We start from the raw sequence: 19970 nt of genomic DNA, 5'->3' as shown, positions 1-19970 counted from the left end.
ACTCCTTAGAAAACGGTCAGCGGAGGGGATTTCGGAAAGACCACGGGCAGCGACACCAGCGCGCGGTGGAACGGGCCCGGCCGCCAGTTCAATTGGCTGGGCGCCACGGCCAAGCGCAGCTCGGGCAGCGCGTCGAGGATCTGATCGATCGCGTCCTGGACCACCAGGTACGCGGCCGATCGGGCGGGGCAGGCATGCGGCCCCACGCTCCACGCCAGATGCGCGCGACTGTCGGTGCGCTGACCGACACCGATCGCGGGATCGTTGTTGCAGCCCGCCATGCTGATCACGACCGGCTGGTGCGCCGGCAGCCAGACATCATCGATGAGGATCGGCTGCTTGGGATAGCTGACACAGTAGTTCGCCATCGGCGGGTCGTTGAACAACACCTCGTCGAGGGCGTCGCGGGTCGAAAGGCTCCCGCCGAGAAAGTCTCCCGCGAACCGTTCGTCGGTGAGCATCAGCAGCAGCGTGTTGACGATCAGGTTCTGCATCGGTTCGATACCGGCGCCGTAGAGCGTGATCAGCTGGTGGATCATCTCCACGTCGTCCAGGGCCGCCTCGTGCCGCAACAGCCGCGAGGTGATGTCGTCACCGGGGTCTTTGCGCTTCAGCTGCACCAGTTCGAACAGCGCGTCGGTGAGCATCGCGTTGCCCTTGTCCGCGTTCACGCCCTCGAAGATGGCGGCCATACCGGTCGCGACCTGCTGGCCGATGTCCGCCGGGCAGCCGATCATGGCGTTGAGCACCGCGAAGCTGAGCGGGAACGCGTACTGGCTGATCAGATCGGCCGCACCGTCCTCGCAGAACGCGTTGATCAGCTGGATGGCGATCTGCTCGATGGTTCCGTGCAGCGCGTGCAGATCGACCCCGGCGATGCTCGCGACGTTCGCCTGCCGGTAGCGCAGATGTTCCAGGCCGGAACTGCGCAGCGCGTTCTGCCGCCACTCCAGCATCGGCAGGACCGGGCACTCGCCAGGAACGCCCTTCTGCCAGGTGCGCGGATCGGCCGGGAAGTGGTCGGGATCGTTCAAGATACGCAGCGCGGTGTGGTAGCCGATCACCAGCGTGGCCGGCAGGTTCGGCGACAGTTCGACCGGGACGAGCGGACCGTACTGCCTGCGCATCTCGCGATAGGCCTGGTGCGGATCCTCGGCGTATTCCTGCGAATACAACGGGTAGCGAGGGCCGCTGCTATCGATCGGCGAGCTGTGCGTGACGGGGCACCCGTTCGCGGACATGGACGGCGGGAAATGTGGCGTGGTCAAAGACGAAACTCCAGAGGAACGAACGTTTCGACGAACGCGATCACCCGGCGCGTGCGCGCCGCGACGGCGTAGGTCGACGTGATGCGGGGGGATCGGTAACAGGCCGGCGCACACCCTCATCAGCTGTGTGCACGACGACCTCTGAGCGGCAACCTCCTTCGGGGTCGGATGCGACGGCGTCGGCACGCCGGGCGGAGCGAGACTATGACACCGAACTCCCCTCCGGCTGGTCCCAGAAGACGGGCAGCGGCGGCGATTCGGGGAAGAGGACGGGCAGGGCGGTCAGCGATCGATGGAACGGACCCGGCCGCCAGGTCAGCTGCTCGGCGGGGACGGCCAGCCGCATCTCGGGCAGCGCGTCCAGCAGCTGATCGATGGCGTCCTGCGCGATCATGTAGGCCACCGAACGGGCCGGGCAGGTGTGCGGCCCGACACTCCAGGCCAGATGAGCCCGGTTGTCGGTGTACTTCCCGGTGTTGATCGCCGGATCGTCGTTGCATCCGGCCATGCTGATGACCACCGGCTGGTGAGCGGGTAGCCAGACGCCGTCGATCAGCATCGGCTGCCGCGGGAAGGTGACACAGTAATTCGACAGCGGCGGGTCGGTGAACAACACCTCGTCCAGGGCGTCCCTGGTCGACAGGCTGCCGCCGAGAATGCCGCCGGCGAACCGCGGGTCGGTGAGCATCAGCCGGAGGGTGTTGACGATCAGGTTCTGCTCCGGCTCGATGCCCGCGCCGTACAGCATCAGTACCTGCTGGGTCATCTCCGCGTCGCTGAAATCGACGGGATGGCCCAATATCCGGGAGACGATGTCGTCGCCGGGATGGGAGCGCTTCAGCGCCACCAACTCCGCCATCGCGTCGTTCAACATCGCGTTGCCCCGCTCGGCGTCCACGCCTTCGAACATCGCCGCCATCCCCATCGCCGCCCGCTGCCCGATCTCCAGCGGGCATCCGAGCATGGCATTGATCACCGCGAACGACAGCGGAAAGGCGTATTGCGCGATCAGATCGGCCGAGCCATCGCCGCAGAAGGTGTTGATCAGCGGAACGGCGATCTGCTCCACCGTGTTGTGCAGCGCGAACTGGTCGATCTCGTCGATGGCCGCGACCGTGGCCTGCCGGTACCGGGCGTGTTCCAGGCCGGTGCTGCGGATCGCGGCCGGACGCCACTCGAGCAGTGGCAGGACCGGGCAGTCCCTGGGCACGGTCTGCTGCCAGGTCCGCGAATCGGCGGGAAAATGGTCGGGGTCGTTCAGGATGCGCAGCGCGGTGTGGTAGCCGATCACCAATGTCGCCGGCACACCCGGCGACAGTTCCACGGGCACCAACGAACCGTATCGCCCGCGCGCCTCTCGATAGACGCGGTGCGGGTCCGATGCGAAATCGTCCGAATACAGCGCGACGCGAGGGCCTTCGGAGCCGACCGGTGAGCCGTGCCGGACCGGGCAGCCGCTGGAAGCGGACGATATCGAGGACTGGGGGTGGGTCAAACCGTGACTCCAAAGTCGGAACGTTCGACGAGCAGGGTAGGCACACGACCCGCGTCCCGTCGTCTCGGGACCCGATTGCCATGTGGGCTTCGCTGATTCGACTTTACGCCGAATTACACTGCGGCAGAGCATATCTCGTGCGCCGAACCGGCGCGATGGGCTGGTTCCCCGTGCGCGCGCCCGCGGTGGAACACCTCTGCCCGGCACGGGCCGTCCGAGCGCCCGTGCCGGGTGATCGAGATGTTCGTCCGGACCGGATTACCGCGCTGCCTCCAGGAACACCGGCAGCTCGGAATGGCCGTTGGAGATGAAGCTGAGCACGGTGCCCAGCTCGGACGGATCGGTCGCGAGGCGCATGTCGGGGAAGCGCCGGAAGATGGCAGGAAGGGCGATCTCGGCTTCCAGCCGGGCCAGCGGCGCGCCCAGGCAGTGATGGGCGCCGTAACCGAATGCCAGATGATCCTTGGCCGATCGCCGCAGGTCGAACTCACCCGCGGTGGCGCCGTGCAGTTTCGGATCGCGGTTGGCCGCCACATAGGAGGCCAGGATCGCCTCCCCCTTGGGGATGCGGACACCGGCGATATCGATGTCCTCGACGGCGTAGCGCAGCGGCAGGTGCGCCACCGGCGCCTCGAATCGAAGCGACTCCTCCACCACGTCCGACCACGGAATCCGCCCCGCCATCACGTCGGCGCGCTGGTCGGCGTGGGTGAGCAACGCGAAGATGGCCTGATCGAGCAGGTTCACCGTCGTCTCGTGCCCGGCGTTGATGACCAGCATCAGGGTGTCGACGAGTTCCTTCTCGGTCAGCTGTGAGCCGTCCTCCTCGTCCCGGCTGGCGATCAGCACGCTGGTGATGTCGTCGCCAGGCGTCTCCCGCCGGTAGGCCACGAGTTCGCTGATCAGCCGGTACATCTCGAGATAGTTGGCCTGGGCCTCCTCCGGCCCGAAGGAGGTGTCGAAGAATCCGTCGACACATTTCCGCACGCCGGGGCCCAAATGGTCGGGCACACCCATCAGTTCGGTGATGACCTGGATCGGCACCGGATAGGCGTAGCCCTCGCGCAGGTCGACGGCCGCACCGCGCGGGGTCGCCGCCAGCCCGTCGAGCAGGTCCGCGGTGATCGCTTCGATGCGCGGTCGAAGCGCCACGGTGCGGCGGTGCGTAAACGCCGGTGCGACCAGCCTGCGCAGCCGCCGATGTTCGGTGCCGTAGGCGGTGAACATGTTGTCGACCGCCACCCACGGGTGCAGCGGCCACTCCTGGGTGATCTCGCCGTTCATGAACGCCGCCCAGTGCTGCCGGGGATCCTTCGACACGCGTGCGTCGGCCAGCAGGGTCTTGAGCACGACGGCATCGGTGATCGACCACGCGGGCACCCCGCCGGGCAATTCCACCAGGGCCACCGGCCCACGCTCGCGCAGCCGCGCGGCCTCGCCTTGGATATCGGAACCGGTCAGATCCAAGACTATCGGCTCTTGCGACATCGGGACGCTTCTCCTTACACCATGTTCAAGGGAGGGGACTTCGGGAAGACGACCGGCAAAGCCGCCAACGCCCGGTGGAACGGGCCGGGCCGCCAGACCACTTGATCCGCGGGCACGGCCAACTGCATTTCGGGAAGCGCGTCGAGCAGCTGATCGATGGCTTCTTGGACTACCACCGACGCCACCGACTTCGCGGGGCAGGCGTGCGGTCCGACGGCCCACGCCAGGTGCGAACGGTTGCCGGTGCGGTCGCCGCCGCGGATCGCCGGGTCGTTGTTGCAGGCGGCCAGGCTGACCATGACCGGCTGATGCGCGGGCAACCAGGTGTTGTCGATCAGGATGGGCTGGCGCGGATAGGTGATGCAGAAGTTCGCCATCGGCGGGTCGTTGAACAACACCTCGTCCAGCGCGTCGCGCGTCGACAGGCTGCCGCCGAGGACGTCGCCGCCGAAACGGTCGTCGGTGAGCATCAGCAGCAGCGTGTTGGTGATCAGGTTCTGCTGCGGCTCGATTCCGGCGCCGTAGAGGCTGATCAGGTTGGAGAGCATCTCCTCGTCGTTCAGATTGGCCGGGTGATGCGCCAGCCGGGACGTGACGTCGTCGCCCGGCTCCGCGCGGCGCTGGTGGATCAACTCCATCAAGGCCTCGGAGAGCATCTGCATCCCCTTGGCCGCCTCCACGGTGTCGAAGAGCATCGCCATGCCGGTGGCGACCCGCTGACCCAGTTCGGTCGAGCAGCCGACGATCCGGTTCAGCACTTCGAAGACGAGCGGGAACGCGTACTGCGTCACCAGATCAGCGGATCCGACCTCGATGAAGGAATTGATCAGCGGAATCGCGATGCGCTCGACCATCGAGTGCACCTCGTGCAGGTCGATGGCATCGATGCTCGTGGTGTAGGCGCCCCGGTAGCGGGCATGCGCGGCGCCGCTGTTGCGCAGGGCGTTCGGATACCACTCCATCATCGGACGGATGGGCGAGTCCTCGGGGATGTTCTTCTGCCAGACGCGGGGATCGGCGGGAAAGTGCTCGGGATCGTTGAGGATCCGCACGGCTTCCTGATAGCCGATCACCAGCGTGGCGGGCACACCGGGCGACAGCTCGATCGGGACCAGCGATCCGTGGCGCCTGCGCATCTCCCGGTAGATCCCGTGCGGGTCGGCCGCGAAATCCTCCGCGTAGAGCGGGAACCTGGGACCGTCGGCGTCGATCGGCGATCCGTGCGCGACCGGGCAGGCGCCGGCGGCTAGGTGCTGGGGGAAGGTCGAGGACTGTGGCGTAGTCAAATGCGAGACTCCAAACGGTGGAACAAGAATTCGACAAGCGTGATCAGTGAACGCAGGCAGGTGCCTCGATCACGCGCGTCCAGTAACGTCAGCGGTGTGCCTGGTTCCAGGTCGAGGGCATCGCGCACCTCTTCCAACGGGTAGGGCCGCGCGCCTTCGAACTGATTGACCGCCACGGAATAGGGAACGCCACGTTCCTCGAGCACCGAGAGGACCTCGTCGGACTTCTCGATGCGGCGGGTGTCCACCAGCACGAGCGCGCCGAGGGCACCGCGGGCCAGCTCCTCCCACAAGGGGACGAAACGCTGCTGACCCGGAGTGCCGAACAGGTAGAGCGCGAGTTTGGGACTGAGGGTGATGCGGCCGAAGTCCATCGCGACCGTGGTCTGCGATTTGCCGGGCAGTCCGGCCATGTCGTCCACGCCGACGCTGGCTTCGGTGATGGTCTCCTCGGTGCGCAGCGGCTTGATCTCCGAGACGCTGCTCACGAACGTGGTCTTGCCGACGCCGAAATTGCCGGCCACCAGCAGTTTCACCGAGCGGGTCACGGTCTCCGGCACGTAGTCGACGGCGCGATCAGACGGCGAGAGCACGGAGCCCATTGAGTACCTCCTCCAGCAGAGCGATCTCCGGCAGGGACTCGGCCGGGGTGGGAGTGACCAGGTGCCCGCCGTCCATGAGATCGGACGCGACGATCTTCACGACGGACGGCGGGAGGTCGAGATACGCCGCGATCTCGGCGATCGACAGCGCACCCCGACGGCTGCACAGGGCCATGACCCGGCGCGCATCGGGCGACGCCCCGGGGAGTGGATCTTTGGCGGTCAGGACCAAAGTAACCAGGTCCAGCTCGCGAGTAGGACGCGTACGCCCTCCGGTGCGCACATAGGCCCGGACCAGGTCCGGATCGCGCCGCGGCTTGCTCATGACGTCGCCTCGCTTTCGCTCGGCTCCGCGATGCGCAGCGGCGCAGTACCTTTGACTCGCTCGCTGCGCTCGATCATGGCATTTCGCTGCCGTCTACGCGCCTACGCGGCTGGCTGCCGAGCTCGCGTCCGACCCGGCCTGCCAACTCGTTCATCCGGTGGGCGACGAGGCCCACATCGATCTCGTTGGTGGTCGCGACGCCGAGTAACGCCCCCTCGCCCGCCGCGGTGATGAGGATCATCCCCTGGTCGTACTCGGTCATGTTCTGCCGGACGCCGTTCGCGGAATCGCCACAGAACTCGCCGAGCGCCTTGCCGAGCGAGCGCAGGCCGGAGGCCGCAGCGGCGAAGCGCTCAGCCTCGTCGCGCGCGATCCCCGTGGAGTGCGCGATCCGCAGGCCGTCGTCGGACAGCAACACCGCGAACCGCACACCCGTGATGCTGAGATCTTCGAGTAGCCAGCCCAGTTTGTTGCTGCTGTCGGTCACGGGTGTGGCCATCAGGATGTCATCCCTTCCGTGTCATCAGATGCGGCGGCGCGGCCGCTCTTGGAGCCGGTATGCCAAGCTGCTGCGACCTCGGGGCGAGCGAGGCCCGGTTCGGTGCGCGGCCCGACCGGGGCGAGCGCGACCGTCCTGCGTCGTCGCTTGGGTAACCCGCCGCTGGTGATCTCGCTCACCGTCAGCGAGTGCTCGTCCTCGCCGGGCTGCTCGCTCGGCGCGTCCTGCGCGGGAACCGTCACCGGCTCCGGTTTGGCCTCGGCCACGGGCGCGACCTCCTGGACGTTCTGCGGGGTGACCAGCAGCGACTCCGGGATGTAGACCATCGCGCGCATGCCGCCGTAGACGTTCGGGCCGTCGATGTAGACGGTGAAACCGTAGCGACGGGCCAGCGCGGCGATACCCGGGAAGCCGACCTTCGGCGAAGGGCCGAGCTGGTGGATGTCGACGGGCCGCTCGTGCGCGAGCACCTGGCGGGCCTCTTCCATCTGCTCGGCGTTCATCCGCACGCCCGCGTCATCGATGATGACGGTGACGCCGTGATGGCCCTCTTGGAAGTTGACGTCCACGTAGGAAGTCGGCGGGGAGTACCGCAACGCGTTGTCCAGCAGGGTCGCCAGCGTGTGCACGAGCGGTTCCACCGCGCGGCTGATCACGACGCGATCGAGCTGGTTGGGCCGCACCCGCAGGTATTCGCGGACGCGGCCGATGGCGCCGCCGACCACGTCGGTCAGCGTCTGCGCCGGCCAGCGACGGCCGGGCAGACCACCGCAGACGATCACATAGGACTGCGCCTGACGGATCATCTGCTGCACGGTGTGGTCGATGCGGGTGAGGGTTTCGTACACCGCGTCGTCGCGATGCTCACGCAGCGCGGCGCTCACCACCTGGCTGACATCCGCGCCGAGGCTGACCACGGAGGTACCGAACGAGCGCACCGCGGCGCTGGTCGCCTGGCGCGACGCCGAGGCGACCTCCGTGCGCGCGGACTCCTCGGCGGCCTTGATCGCCTGCTGCGCCTCGTTGTTGGTCAGGTCCCTGGTCTCCGAGCGCATCAGGCTCAGATCGTCGGCGTACCGCTCGGAGATCCACCGCAGGATCTGCGCGAGCCGTGAATTCTCCATGCCCGCCTGGACTTCGACCGGGGGCACCTGCGACTCGAACCGGCGGATCGACTCGGCCACCGCGGGCAGCGTGGTGGCGGCGAACCGCTCGAGCGTGTCCTCCGTCGCGCGCTGTTCCCTGCTCACAGCCTCGAGCTTGGCCCGTTGAGCCCTGGCATACTGCACTGCGTACAACGCCCCCGCTACGGCGATCACCAAAGCGGCGGCGAGGATCCATGAAAGCACCACGGCGATATCTTGATTCATCAGTTCTTTCGTCGTTGACTGGTCTCGAGGAATCGGCCCACTGCCATCCTGCTTCGCTCGCCTTCCCTCGCCTGCCGACCATGAACGGACCGGTCGGTGGGGTCCGCGTCGGAGTACCGGAACCCCGCGACGGCACCGGCACTCACCGAGAGTGCCTACCGCACAGTGCCCGCAGGACAGGCGATTACACGTCAATCGCCGACCGCCCGGATCGTATCCGAACGGTAACCAGAACCCGACCAAACGCACATTAGCAGCATTCCAACGAAGTCTCTGCCGATCCCATCGACACTTTCCGTTTTCCCGGAGCTGGGACGATACGTGCCGGGGATCGCGACATAGCTGCGCAATAATGTTGGGCTGCGGTGCAACCCGCGGACGTTCGCCCCGCGTACGGGCCCGCACCCGGGATGAGCACCGGAAACGGCACCGGCGGCGCAGCGGCTGTGCAGGCCGGGCGCCGGAACCAGCAGGCGGAATGAGTGTTCACGGGCCTGTTCACAAACGTATTGGCGGGTGTTCGAATTCGACCGGGTGGGCCACCGGCCGGATACCATGCGCCCATGGCAAAGCTGAAGGTCTCGGTCGACGTCCCGATCTCGCCCGAGGAGGCCTGGACGCACACCTCCAACCTCGCCGAACTCGACAAATGGCTGACCATGCACGAAGCCTGGCGCGGTGAGGTTCCCGCCGAGTTGACCGTCGGCACCCGACTGGTCGGCATCGCCTCGGTGAAGGGCCTGCGCAACCGGGTCACCTGGACGGTGCGCGCCGCCGAGCCCCCGCGCCGCCTGCAACTGACCGGTGCGGGCAAGGGCGGCACCAAACTGGGCCTGCAGCTGCTCGTCGCGCCGAAAGGCTCCGGTTCGGAGGTTACCGTCGACATCGAACTCGGCGGCGCGCCGCTGTTCGGTCCGATCGGATCCGGCGTGGCCCGCGCGGTCAAAGGCGATATCGAGCGCTCCCTGGACCGCTTCATCGCGCTCTACGGCTGAGCCCGACCGTCATCCGCCGAGGGCGTCGAAGATCTCCTCGGCCCGGTCGCGGCTGCGATACATGTTCCACGCGGTCTCGGCCAAGTCGTCCGGATCGAGAGTATGGCCTTCCGCGCTGCCGAAGCGCGCGGGGTCGGCGGTGACCATGGCGTGGATGTCCCCGCGCTCGACGAGACCGCCGATGGTGAGGGTGCCCGCGTAGAGGTTGCGCCCGGCCAGGGCCGCGTTGAGGGTCAGCGCGTAGTTGCGCAGCGCGGCGGTCGCGAGGGCGAGGTGACCGAGCATGGGCATGGGGCGGACGCTGGAAAGGCCACCGGCGAAGAGCAACGCACCGTTCCCGCGGTCGAGCATGCCGGGCAGCACGTCGCTCACCACGTCCACCGCAGGCCATACCCACTCGAAGGCCGATCGCGCCGTCTCGGCGTCGATATCGGTGATCGGCACCGGCTGCTGCGTCGGCGCCGGCCCGTAATAGACCATTCCGATCGGGCCGTCGCGGCGGATGTCGGCGAGTACCGCGCCGAGCCGCGGGCGATCGGTGACATCCGCGACGTGGGCGGTGGCGTCGATACCGCGCGCCGCCAGGTCGGCCAGGTAGGCCACGTGCCTTGCGTCGCTGCGCGAGACCAGCGCGACGCGAAATCCTTCCCGGCCGAAACGGCGGGCCATCGACATCCCGAGGCCGGGCCCGACGCCGACGATCACTGCGGTCGCTTGCTGCGCCATACGCTCTCCTTGAACCTGAGGCCCCCCTCGATTTATCACCGTAGCATGAAATCGAGGCTTCCCTCAGTTTTGTAGAATGGCCGCGTGACCAAACCGCTGCGCCGGGACGCCGCCCGCAATCGCGAGAAATTGCTGCGGCACGCGGCCGATGTGTTCACGGAACAGGGCCTCGAGGGCTCTCTGGAGGAGATCGCGCGGCGGGCGGGCGTCAGCATCGGAACGCTGTACAACCATTTCCCGACCCGCGACACGTTGATCGACGCCCTCCTGCCGCCACGCCTGGCGGCCGTGGACGAGATCGCCGCCCGCGCCGCGGCCGAGCCGGACGCGTGGACGGCGTTCACCGGATTCGTGGAAGACCTGCTCATCCGGCTGACCGCCGATCGCGGGTTGCTCGAGGCGTTCACCGGGGATCATCCGGCGGCGGCTCGGCTGGCGGAAGCCTGCCATCGCGGAATGGCGCAGCTGTCCGCCGTTCTCGCGCGCGTCCGGGAAGAGGGGGCGCTGCGCGCCGACGCGACCGACGAGGACGTCGTCAACTTGGTGTGGGCGCTGTCGCTACTCGGGGAGACCACCGGCTCGCCGTCGTGGCGGCGTGCCGCGGAGATCGTGTTCGACGGCCTTCGAAGCCGTCGGTGACCAGGTCACCCGCCGAGCGGCGCGGCACGGGCCCCCGGCGGTGGTGTCCCGGGATCACCTGAGGGACAGGCGATCCCGGGACGTACAGCTACGCGTGTATGACCGTCGCGGCGTCGACCGCCTCCGGGTTCTTCGGCTTCGTGCGTGGCAGGAAGGATGCCGGGATCAAGGTGAGCACGATCAGTACCAGCGCCACCACATAGGTGTGGCTGAACGCTTCCGCGGCCTGCTGGAGACCGGTGTCGACGGCCCCCGGCGGAAGCTGACTCGCCAGGCCGGGATCGAAGTTCGACGCGATCGCCGGACGCGCGAGCGGCTGGTTGTTCAGCAGGTTGGTCAGCACCACCGACATCGTCGCCGTGCCGATCGAACCGGCGGTCTGGTTGACGATGTTCATCAGCGTCGACCCGCGAGCCACCTGCTGGTGGGTCAGGGTCTGGATCGCCGCGGTCATGATCGGCATCATGGTGCAGCCCATGCCGAGGCCCATCACGAACAGGGCGCCGATCATGGGGAGGTACGAGCTGTCGGCGTCGAGCTGGATGAAGTACGCCGTCCCGATCGAGATCAGCGCGATACCGACGAGCACGATCTTGCCCGGACCGATCTTGTCCACGAAACGGCCCGCGATCGGCATGCTGAGCATCGCACCGATGCCCTGCGGCGCGATCAGCAGACCGGCTTGCAGCGCCGACTCGCCGCGCACCTGTTGCAGGTAGGTCGGCAGCAGCAGGCCCGCTCCGAAGAACGCGATGGCGAACAGCACCATCGTGAGCACCGCGAAGGTCAGCGACCGGTTGCGGAACAGGTGCAGGTCGATCAGCGGGTGCTCAGTGCGCAGCGCGTGGAACACGAACGCGGCCATCAGCAGCGCGCCGACGGCGGCCGGAATCAGCACCTTCGCCGCCAGCACGGTCCCCTCCCCCGGGATCGAGGAGACGCCGAACAGGAACAGCGCGAGGCCGGGCGAGGCCAGCAGCATGCCGATGAAGTCGAACGACTCCGACGGCTCCGGCTTGTCGCCGGGCAGCAAGATGATCGCGAGCGTCAACGCGACCACGCCGATCGGCAGGTTGATCAGGAAGATCCAGTGCCAGCTGAAGTTCTCGATCAGCCAGCCGCCCAGGATCGGGCCGCCGATCGGGCCGAGCAGCATCGGCACGCCGAGCACCGCCATCACCCTGCCGACCCGCTGCGGACCGGCGGCATGGGTCATGATCGTCATGCCCAGCGGCATCAGCATGCCGCCGCCCAAGCCCTGGATCACGCGGAAGGCGATCAGCGATTCGATGTTCCACGCCGTGCTGCACAGCAGTGAGCCGAGCACGAAGAAGGTGAGAGCCATGATGTACAGCCGCTTGGTGCCGAAGCGGTCGGCCGCCCACCCGGTCAGCGGGATCACGGTGGCCAGCGCGAGCGTGTAGCCGGTCATCGTCCACGCCGCGATGGCGTAGCTCGTGTCGAACTCGCGCTGGAAGGTCGGGATCGCGACGCTGACGACGGTGATGTCGAGAATCGACATGATCGCGCCGAGCACGACCACGCCCGCGACCTTGAAGACGGCCGCGTCCAGTTTGTCGGCCGACGGGTCGGGCCCAGCCGCCTGGGTATCCGGAGGTTGTGTCACCGTTTAAGCGTTGCACCTTCGCGTCCGCAACACCAGTCATTGCCCGTTCCTGATGTCGGGAATTCCGCGAGCGCGGACAAGGCGGCCCGGGTCGCGGCCTCGCTCGCGGGCAGCAACGGCAGCCGTACCGCCGCGCTCGGTATACGACCCTGCGCCGCGAGCACGGCTTTGATCACGACGGGATTGGGTTCGGCGAACAGCGCCGCCGACAGTACCGCCAGCCGGTGACCGAGCGACCGCGCCAGGTCGACCGGACCGGTGCGCCACGCGGCGACCAGGGCCGCGAACGAGGAGGTGTGCACGGCGGCCGAGGCCGCGATCGCGCCGGAGGCGCCGAGAGCCAGCAGCGGCGCGGCGAACAGATCGTCGCCCGCCAGCACGGCGAAATCGGCGGGTCGCGCGCTCATCAGCGCGATGGTTGCCTCGTCGATGGCACCGACGGCATGCTTCAGGCCGATGACCTCGGGCATATCCGCGAGCGCGAGCAAGGTGTCGGTGCCGAGGGAAAGCCCGGTCCGATACGGGATGTGGTAGACGACCAGCGGCACCGGGGACGCCGCGGCGAGCTCCCGGAAGTGCGCGAGCACACCCGCCTCGGACGGTCGCGTGTAGTACGGGACCACGGTGAGCGCCGCGGTGCTGCCCGGATCGAGACCGGCGAGTGCCTCGACGGAAGCCGCCGTCGAGTTCGATCCCACGCCGACCAGCAACGGCGCGTCGCGTTCCCGGCAGACGCCCGCGCACACGTCGACCACCCGCGCCCGCTCCCGCGCTGTCAGCGTCGCGGGCTCCCCGGTGGTGCCGAGCGCGACGATGCCGGTCGCTCCGTCGTCGAGCACCTCGTGCGCGAGCCGCTCCAGCGCGCCTGCGGCGAGCCCGCCATCAGCCGTGAACGGCGTGACCAAGGGGACGAGAAGACCTGCGAGTGTCATGACGACCAGCCTGACCGCGCCGAATCATCAGATCCAGTTCACGTTTCTGTCGCAGACCATAAGCTCGACTTATGCTCGATGTCCGGAAACTGCGTCTGCTGCGGGAACTGTCGCATCGCGAGACCATCGCCGGGGTGGCGGAAGCCCTCGCCTACACGCCGTCGGCGGTCTCGCAGCAGCTCGCCGCCCTGGAACGGGAGGCGGGCGTGGCGCTGCTGACGCGAACCGGCCGGCGGGTGACGCTGACCCCGGCTGCCGTGGCCCTCGTCCAGCACACCGAGCGGATTCTCGCGGTGCTCGAACAGGCCGGCGCCGAGCTGGCCACGACCCGCGCCGAACTCACCGGAACGCTGCGCATCGGAGCGTTCCCCACCGCGGTGCGGACCATCCTCTCCCCCGCGCTCGTCGCACTGAGCAGCGCGCACCCGCGGCTGGAACTGCGTGTGACCGAACTGGATCCGGCGCTGGCGCCCGACGCACTGCGGGCCGAGACCCTCGATGTCGCGCTGATCCAGGAGTACGACTACGTGCCGGTCCCCGCCGATCCCGCGTTGCACAGCGAGCCGCTGTTCGAGGAGATCGTCTATCTCGCGGCGCCATCGGCCGAACCGCTCGCCGCGCACCGCGAAAGTGCCTGGATCGCGAGCACTCCCGGCACGCTGTGCCACACGATGACCGTGCGCGCGTGCGAGGCCGCGGGCTTCACGCCCCGGATCCGGCATCACGCCGACGACTTCGGCACGGTCCTCGCACTCGTCGCCGCCGGTCAAGGAGTCGCCCTCGTCCCGGAATTCGGGACGCGGGATTGCCCTCCGGACGTCACGCTCGGCGCGCTGCCGACGCGACGGCGAACCCGCCTCGCCTATCGGCGCGGCGCGGGCGACCATCCCGCCGTGCGCGCCGCCCGAATCGCATTGCGGGAATCGGCAGAACGTTCCCCCGGCCGCTGAACCGCTCAGCGCAGCCGATACCGGCTGGTGGGTACGACATCCAGGTTCCGGTCGCCGCCGAAGGTCGCGACGCTGGTCATCAGCCGCTCGATGCGGCGCGCCAGCTCCGCCGCGTCGCCGCCGCTGCCGTAGAACGCGTGCGGATCGGTGAGGGCCTCGATCGGGAACAGCTCCTCCACGATTCCGGCGATGTCCGGCGCGCCGGCCGTGGCGGGACAGGTCACGACGTTCTGGACGTAGCCGAACGTCGCCTGGGTCTCGATGGCGATCGCGGTGTGCTGGTTGCGCCAGCGGTCCAGCCAGTCGGTCTGCGACAGGTCATCCGGTTTGCGCAGGAAGGCGATGTTCGACAGGCCCGGCGCCCGCTCGCGCACGGCGGTGACCGGCGGCGGAATCGGAGTCGCCTCCTCGACGTGCCAGCCCGCCACCCGCTCGGCCACGGCGCTCAGCGCTCGTTGCGCCGCGTCCGGGCGCGGCGTCCCGTCCCACCAGACGCTGACGACGGCCTGTACCGGCGCGTCGAAGGTCGTGATGCGCAACATCGCCGCCTCGACCGCCGCGTCCGCGATGTTCGCCTGCACCGCCGCGGCCCCCGTCAGTCGCGGCGCCGGATCCGCCGCGAGCAGGTCGCGCACGCCCCACAGCGCGTAGATCGTCTTCATCGCGGACCACTTTCTAGAACACGTTTCACTCAGGATCAGAGCCTAGCCCACGGCGCGGTTGGCCGGGGCGGCTCGGGGTATCCGACCGTCAGTCTTCCGAAGGGGTGATCCGTGCGGACCATATCGACCGACATCCCGGCCAGGCTGGATCGTCTGCCTTGGTCGCGATGGCACTGGATGATCGTGATCGGGCTCGGCTCCGTCTGGATCCTCGACGGGCTCGAAGTGACCGTCGTCGGCAGCGTGGCCGCCCGGCTGTCGGAACCGGGCAGTGGCCTGAACATCACGGCGGCACAGGTTTCCGGTCTCGCCGCGGCCATGTACGTCGCGGGGGCGGGCGCCGGCGCGCTCTTCTTCGGTTGGCTGACCGACAGATTCGGCCGGAAGAAGCTCTTCTTGGTCACCCTGGCGGTGTACCTGTTCGCGACCGCGATGACGGCACTGTCGTTCTCGATGTGGTGGTTCGTCTTCTTCCGGTTCCTCACCGGATTCGGCATCGGCGGCGAATACGCGGCGATCAATTCCGCCATCGACGAGCTGATTCCGAAGAAGTACCGCGGGCGCATCGACATCGTCATCAACGGCACCTACTGGCTCGGCGCCGTCGGCGGGGCGCTGCTGTCCATCGTCGCGCTCGACACCGACCTCTTCGCACCGAATATCGGCTGGCGCTTGACCTTCGCGCTCGGTGCCGTGTTCGGACTGGTCATCCTGCTGGTGCGCAGGCATGTCCCGGAGAGTCCGCGCTGGCAGTTCATCCACGGTCAGGAAGACGACGCGGAGCGCACCGTCACCGCGATCGAGGAGCGCGTCCGAGCGGACGCGGGCGCCGCGCTGACAGACGTCTCCGATCAGCGGATCCGGATCCGGCAGCGGCGGACCATCTCCTTCCGCGAGATCGCGGAGGTGATCGTGCGGCGCTATCCCCGGCGCGGCGTGCTCGGTTTGTCGCTGTTCATCGGGCAGGCATTCCTCTACAACGCCATCACGTTCAACTACGCGCTCATCTTGTCCAAGTCCTTCGACATCCCCGACGACCGGGTCGGCTACTACTTCGCGGTCCTCTGCTTCGGCAACTTCCTCGGCCCGCTGCTGCTGGGCAAGCTGTTCGACACGGTCGGTCGCAAGCCGATGATCGCGGGCAGTTATCTCGGTTCGGCCGTGCTGTTGCTCGGCACCGCATGGCTTTTCGCGGGCGGTCAGCTGACCGCGACGACCCTCACCGCCTGCTGGACCGCCGTGCTGTTCGTCGCGTCGTGCGGTGCCAGCGCCGCCTACCTGACGGTCAGCGAGATCTTCCCGATGGAGACCCGCGCCATGGCCATCGCCTTCTTCTACGCGATCGGAACCGTCGCGGGCGGCGTCGCGGGGCCGTTGGTGTTCGCCGAACTGACCGCGGATGGCGAGCCCGGGAAGACCGCCTTGGCGTTCGTCATCGGCGCGCTCGCCATGTTCGCGGCAGGGTTGGTCGAACTGGCCTACGGCGTGCGGGCCGAGGGCCGTTCGCTGGAGGAACTGGCCGAGCCACTCAGCGCGACGTCGGAGCCGAGCCGTGTCGAGGCCGGTCAGCCGCCGGCGAGCGGGTAGGGACGGCACTGCGCGGTGTCGTCGGCGGTGGCCCGGCCACAGCCGTAGATCATCACGGGCTCGGCGGTGCCCGAGGGATCCCAGATCTGCTCCACACTGAGCATGCCGACCCACTTGTCGTGCGCCACCCGCCCCGCGTGGGCGCCCTGGCTGACCGAGAAGTCCAGCACGCCGCTGCTGGATTCGATGGCCGGTTGCCGCGGTAGGTCACGCAGCGCGGCCCACACCGCGGCCGCGCTGATCGGGATCGGCTCGGTCCACACGCCCGACACGGCCGGGGCCAGCGCCTGCACGGCGCGCACGAACAATCCGACCGCGTCGTAGGTCAGCGCGACCCGCTCCCCCAGCGGATGCAACTGGACGCGCTCGCCGAGCGGTTTGTCGGCTTCGGCGCACGCGTTCCAGCTCGGGATGTCCGGATCCACGGTGGTGGCGAGATGGTAGAACTCGACCCGGCTGCGTCGGCCCTGGCCTTTGTTCCGGCAGGTCACCAGGCTCGCTTTGGCCACGTAGATCAGCGGGCGGGCACTGTTGGCCGCCCTGCGCCGGTCCGCGCTGGCCATGAACCGGTTGACCGAATCGTCCGCGATCAACAGCACCCGCTGGTCGCCGCAGGCTCGGTTGAGGCTCTGCAGGAAGTCGGGGAATTCCGAATCCCGGCCTGCGAAGAACAGCACCTCGTCGCACGCGTCGGTGTTGTCCGGCCCGGTGAAGGCATCATGCACGTCCCAGGAGTCGTCCCAGATCGTTCGCCCGCCTCTGGCGAGGATGTGCAGGTCGGCGGCCATATTCGTGGTGTAGAGATCGGTCGGGTCGGGCCGGTGGTAGATCCGAACGCCGCGCCCGGCCGCCCCGGGAAGCGAGTTCAGATACTGCTCGATCATCTCGGCGATCGCATGGTTGGGCGGGGCGATCTGGAAGTACAGCGGCGAGGACAGCACCATCTCGTCGGCCGACAGGCTGGGCGCCACCATCGGAATGCCGAGGCCGGTGAGTGAATTGATCATGCTCAGCGTCGCCGTCCGGCTCTGATCGAGTCCGATCGCCCCGACGATGCCCGGCTCGTCGCGGATCAGCGGCCTCAGCAGCTCGACGACCTGCGGACCCTGCAGATTGGCCGGACCGGTGTTCGCGAGCAGCAGTCGGATCAGCGGGACGGTGTCGGGAGTGAGGGTGTCGGAGGCGGCGACCGATTCCAGCGCGCCGTACTGCGCCAACGCCAAGCCCTCGATGTCCTCGCTCTGCGCCGGGTAGTCGCCCGGAACGCCGGCGAGCTGGCCGAAGTACACCAGGGTGAACAGCGGCCGCGCGGGCTGCTCCCTGGCCAGCTGCTCGGCCAGCAGATTCTGCTTGTACACCCGCCGCTGCACCTCCACCAGACGGCGGCTGCCGGGCTCGTCGCTCGCGAACAGGAAGCCCCGTCCGCCTGCCGCGGGATCATCCGGATCGTAGGCGCTGAAACCGACGCAACTGCCGTCCGCACCGGGAACGACGCGCACCCACCGGTCTGCCGCGACGGTCACGCACGCGGGCGTACTCGCACGCCACGGGCGCCATGTCGCGAATCCGGCCGCCGCCACGGCCAGCACCACCACCAGGAACATCGCGGTCGCCGACACCGCCCGCCGCGCCCACCACGGTGGATCGGGGGGCTGGATGCGCCGGAACGGGTCGGGCTCGTCGTCGTTCGGGCCGGTCGCGGGCACCTCGAACCACAGCTGCCAGGCCCGGGGGCGCTGCCGCTGCCGCTCGACGGGCAACTCATCCACCCAGATCTCGTACAGTCGCCGCACCCGGTACGCCGGGCGCGCGGTGACGCCGGGTGGTGGCGTCCGTGTACCCGCCACCACCAGCAGCGGATCGTCCTTGCCTGTCTCGTTGCGCACGTCGTTGATCAGGTCGAGCAGCCGGGGACCGGCTTCGCTGTCGAGTGCGCGCAGGATCGCGACCGGATAGGTCGTGCGCCGTGCAGCGCCGAGACTCCACCAGCGTCGGCGGTAGGCGACGCGCAGGTCTTCGAGGAACGCGTGCACCAGCAGCTTGGCCAGATGCTCGGCGTGTTCGTGGCGCCGGGCGCCCTCGGTGAGGCGGTGCGCGAATCCGACGAACTGGCTGGACTGTTCCGGGGCCAGGTATTGCTGGCGCATGAACCACCGGAACTCCCGTCCCACACCGGGAATCCGGCCGCCGGTGCGCGCCCGGAACACCGCCGTGGGCAGCACGATGCGCAACAACCCCAGCACGATTCGCTGCACCGGGCCCACCGTGGCCTCGGCTTCGCCGAGCAATTCCTCGCCCCACCGGCCGAAGTCCCTGCGCAGCAACGTCGCCAGCTCGTCCAGTTCGTTGTCGGAACTCAACTTGCGAGCCATCAACCACTCGGCCAACCGGTAGCGCCGGAAAGGCAACGGGCGCAAGCGCCCGAAGCGGTCCGCCGACAAACCCTTGCAGAGGTTGTAGAGCAGTCGGCGCAGTGCGGTCAGCCCCGGCGTGGTGTCCTCGACCAGGGAGCTGCCGTCGGGCAAGGGGTCGAGAGCGTCGACGTTCGCGGCCACGTGCACCGCGCCGCCGAGCGCCGCGTCGAACATGTCCAGGCATGCTTCGACATTGGTGAGATCGCCGCACAGACCCACCATCGGCAGCATCCGCTCGCCGCGCGGCGGCCGCCGCACCAACGAACGCAGCAGATCTTCGAGCACATCGACTCCCCGAAAGGAGACAGCTCTGGTGCCGGACATCACGCCCCCGTGTCCTCCGCCGAATGTGACCACCCATTGAAGCAGACGCCAAACCCATTGGCACTCAGAGAGTCTTGGCGGGAACAGGCAGCGAGAAGGGACGCAACCGTGCGACAGACACGCCGAACGAGCCCGGAATTCGCGGGCGATCAGGTCGGGGCGAGGAGTTCCATCCCGGCGGTACAGCGGAACTCGGGTCGAACCTTCGATTTCGCGCGGTTCGAAGTGCTTGCAGCAAAAGCTCGGCGAATTTCCGCGGCGCGCGAGTCACCCACCGCAACAAGCTATTTACACCGCCGACACGTTCGCCGCGCCGGGAAAACACTTTCCACAGACGTGATTCGAACGAAGGCGCCGTAAATCGGCGCACGGCCCGCAATTACGGCGCGCTTGCCGACGGCGGGGTCGCCTACGGGATCGCGGAGGTCCGGCCGTCCGCACGTCGCGGAAGGCCGGGCGACCCCGTCGGTCCGGTCAGTTGTGCCGCGGGTCGGCGGTGGAGGTGTGGGGCCGGGTGATCCGGCGATGAGCCATGACTTCGGCCCACCAGCCGCTCAGTGGGCTGGGGTCGGGCCATACGATCCGATCTCGTTCTTCGTCGTCCGCGACGGGCGCTTCGGGTTTCTCGATCACGATGACGTTCCTCTGCGCTGGTGCACGTTGCCGCACACATACTTGCGGAGAGCCCTCGTGTTCGTGCGCGCCGGTGGTTTCGCGCGAGAGCGCGTCGAATCGGCTGAACATCGAGCAGCGCGGGTTCCTCGCCCCTTTATCGGAACGA

At 68.2% G+C, this 19970-nt stretch carries 18 protein-coding genes; 4 read left to right on the top strand and 14 right to left on the bottom strand.

Annotated features, from left to right (window positions below):
* Nucleotides 1-5: 5 nt before the first annotated feature.
* The 8 genes from ABZ420_RS06040 to ABZ420_RS06005 all read right to left on the bottom strand — a co-directional run bounded on the left by ABZ420_RS06040 (nucleotide 6) and on the right by ABZ420_RS06005 (nucleotide 8333).
* Nucleotides 6-1241: a cytochrome P450 gene (locus ABZ420_RS06040; protein ID WP_357118075.1), complete on the bottom strand. Its 1236-nt coding sequence runs from the start codon at nucleotides 1239-1241 to the stop codon at nucleotides 6-8.
* A gap of 229 nt (nucleotides 1242-1470) precedes the next feature.
* Nucleotides 1471-2742 carry a cytochrome P450 gene (locus ABZ420_RS06035; protein WP_357118072.1) on the bottom strand — a complete coding sequence of 424 codons (1272 nt, stop codon included), beginning with the start codon at nucleotides 2740-2742 and terminating at the stop codon, nucleotides 1471-1473.
* Nucleotides 2743-3021: 279 nt separating this feature from the next.
* Nucleotides 3022-4251: a cytochrome P450 gene (locus ABZ420_RS06030; protein ID WP_357117542.1), complete on the bottom strand. Its 1230-nt coding sequence runs from the start codon at nucleotides 4249-4251 to the stop codon at nucleotides 3022-3024.
* Between the two features lie 14 nt (nucleotides 4252-4265).
* Nucleotides 4266-5537 (bottom strand): cytochrome P450, encoded by a 1272-nt coding sequence (locus ABZ420_RS06025; protein WP_357117539.1) that lies wholly within the window; start codon nucleotides 5535-5537, stop codon nucleotides 4266-4268.
* The gene (locus ABZ420_RS06020) at nucleotides 5534-6139 is read right to left on the bottom strand and encodes an ATP/GTP-binding protein (RefSeq protein WP_040866287.1); all 606 of its coding nucleotides are present in this window, start codon (nucleotides 6137-6139) and stop codon (nucleotides 5534-5536) included. Before ABZ420_RS06020 ends, ABZ420_RS06025 begins: the two co-directional genes overlap by 4 nt.
* On the bottom strand, nucleotides 6114-6464 hold the full coding sequence (locus tag ABZ420_RS06015) for a DUF742 domain-containing protein (protein ID WP_039805398.1): 351 nt from the start codon (nucleotides 6462-6464) through the stop codon (nucleotides 6114-6116). Before ABZ420_RS06015 ends, ABZ420_RS06020 begins: the two co-directional genes overlap by 26 nt.
* A gap of 73 nt (nucleotides 6465-6537) precedes the next feature.
* The gene (locus ABZ420_RS06010) at nucleotides 6538-6963 is read right to left on the bottom strand and encodes a roadblock/LC7 domain-containing protein (protein WP_357039496.1); all 426 of its coding nucleotides are present in this window, start codon (nucleotides 6961-6963) and stop codon (nucleotides 6538-6540) included.
* Nucleotides 6963-8333, bottom strand: a complete 1371-nt coding sequence (locus ABZ420_RS06005) for a sensor histidine kinase (RefSeq protein WP_357039499.1) — start codon at nucleotides 8331-8333, stop codon at nucleotides 6963-6965. Before ABZ420_RS06005 ends, ABZ420_RS06010 begins: the two co-directional genes overlap by 1 nt.
* A 563-nt stretch (nucleotides 8334-8896) precedes the next feature.
* On the opposite strand from ABZ420_RS06005, the gene ABZ420_RS06000 reads away from it, so the two are divergent.
* On the top strand, nucleotides 8897-9328 hold the full coding sequence (locus tag ABZ420_RS06000) for an SRPBCC family protein (RefSeq protein WP_174184301.1): 432 nt from the start codon (nucleotides 8897-8899) through the stop codon (nucleotides 9326-9328).
* 9 nt (nucleotides 9329-9337) lie between these two features.
* On the opposite strand, the gene ABZ420_RS05995 is transcribed toward ABZ420_RS06000, so the two are convergent.
* Nucleotides 9338-10054, bottom strand: a complete 717-nt coding sequence (locus ABZ420_RS05995) for an SDR family NAD(P)-dependent oxidoreductase (protein WP_357117536.1) — start codon at nucleotides 10052-10054, stop codon at nucleotides 9338-9340.
* An 84-nt stretch (nucleotides 10055-10138) separates the two neighbouring features.
* Between ABZ420_RS05995 and ABZ420_RS05990 the strand changes: the two genes are divergently transcribed.
* Complete coding sequence (locus ABZ420_RS05990) at nucleotides 10139-10693, top strand: helix-turn-helix domain-containing protein (protein WP_357117533.1); 555 nt, start codon at nucleotides 10139-10141, stop codon at nucleotides 10691-10693.
* 88 nt (nucleotides 10694-10781) lie between these two features.
* Here ABZ420_RS05990 and ABZ420_RS05985 read toward each other — a convergent pair whose 3' ends face one another.
* Nucleotides 10782-12320, bottom strand: a complete 1539-nt coding sequence (locus tag ABZ420_RS05985; RefSeq protein WP_357117530.1) for a DHA2 family efflux MFS transporter permease subunit — start codon at nucleotides 12318-12320, stop codon at nucleotides 10782-10784.
* The gene (dapA, locus tag ABZ420_RS05980; protein ID WP_357117527.1) at nucleotides 12317-13252 is read right to left on the bottom strand and encodes a 4-hydroxy-tetrahydrodipicolinate synthase; all 936 of its coding nucleotides are present in this window, start codon (nucleotides 13250-13252) and stop codon (nucleotides 12317-12319) included. Before dapA ends, ABZ420_RS05985 begins: the two co-directional genes overlap by 4 nt.
* Nucleotides 13253-13323: 71 nt before the next feature.
* Between dapA and ABZ420_RS05975 the strand changes: the two genes are divergently transcribed.
* Nucleotides 13324-14202 carry a LysR substrate-binding domain-containing protein gene (locus ABZ420_RS05975; RefSeq protein WP_357117524.1) on the top strand — a complete coding sequence of 293 codons (879 nt, stop codon included), beginning with the start codon at nucleotides 13324-13326 and terminating at the stop codon, nucleotides 14200-14202.
* Between the two features lie 5 nt (nucleotides 14203-14207).
* On the opposite strand, the gene ABZ420_RS05970 is transcribed toward ABZ420_RS05975, so the two are convergent.
* Entirely contained in the window at nucleotides 14208-14864 is a 657-nt protein-coding gene (locus ABZ420_RS05970) for a hypothetical protein (protein WP_357117521.1), read from the bottom strand.
* 111 nt (nucleotides 14865-14975) lie between these two features.
* On the opposite strand from ABZ420_RS05970, the gene ABZ420_RS05965 reads away from it, so the two are divergent.
* Nucleotides 14976-16451 (top strand): MFS transporter, encoded by a 1476-nt coding sequence (locus ABZ420_RS05965; protein ID WP_357117518.1) that lies wholly within the window; start codon nucleotides 14976-14978, stop codon nucleotides 16449-16451.
* Here ABZ420_RS05965 and ABZ420_RS05960 read toward each other — a convergent pair.
* The gene (locus tag ABZ420_RS05960; protein ID WP_357117516.1) at nucleotides 16430-19150 is read right to left on the bottom strand and encodes a hypothetical protein; all 2721 of its coding nucleotides are present in this window, start codon (nucleotides 19148-19150) and stop codon (nucleotides 16430-16432) included. The two genes, ABZ420_RS05965 and ABZ420_RS05960, sit on opposite strands and share 22 nt — an antisense overlap.
* 513 nt (nucleotides 19151-19663) lie before the next feature.
* A complete protein-coding gene (locus ABZ420_RS05955; protein ID WP_157106603.1) occupies nucleotides 19664-19822 on the bottom strand; it encodes a hypothetical protein in 159 nt (52 codons plus the stop codon).
* Nucleotides 19823-19970: the final 148 nt, after the last annotated feature.

Origin of the sequence: Nocardia sp. NPDC005745, assembly GCF_040630775.1 — a bacterium.
GTDB lineage: Bacteria > Actinomycetota > Actinomycetes > Mycobacteriales > Mycobacteriaceae > Nocardia.
The sequence above is the reverse complement of the archived record's forward strand: the minus strand, read 5'-3'. Positions and strand labels throughout refer to the sequence as shown.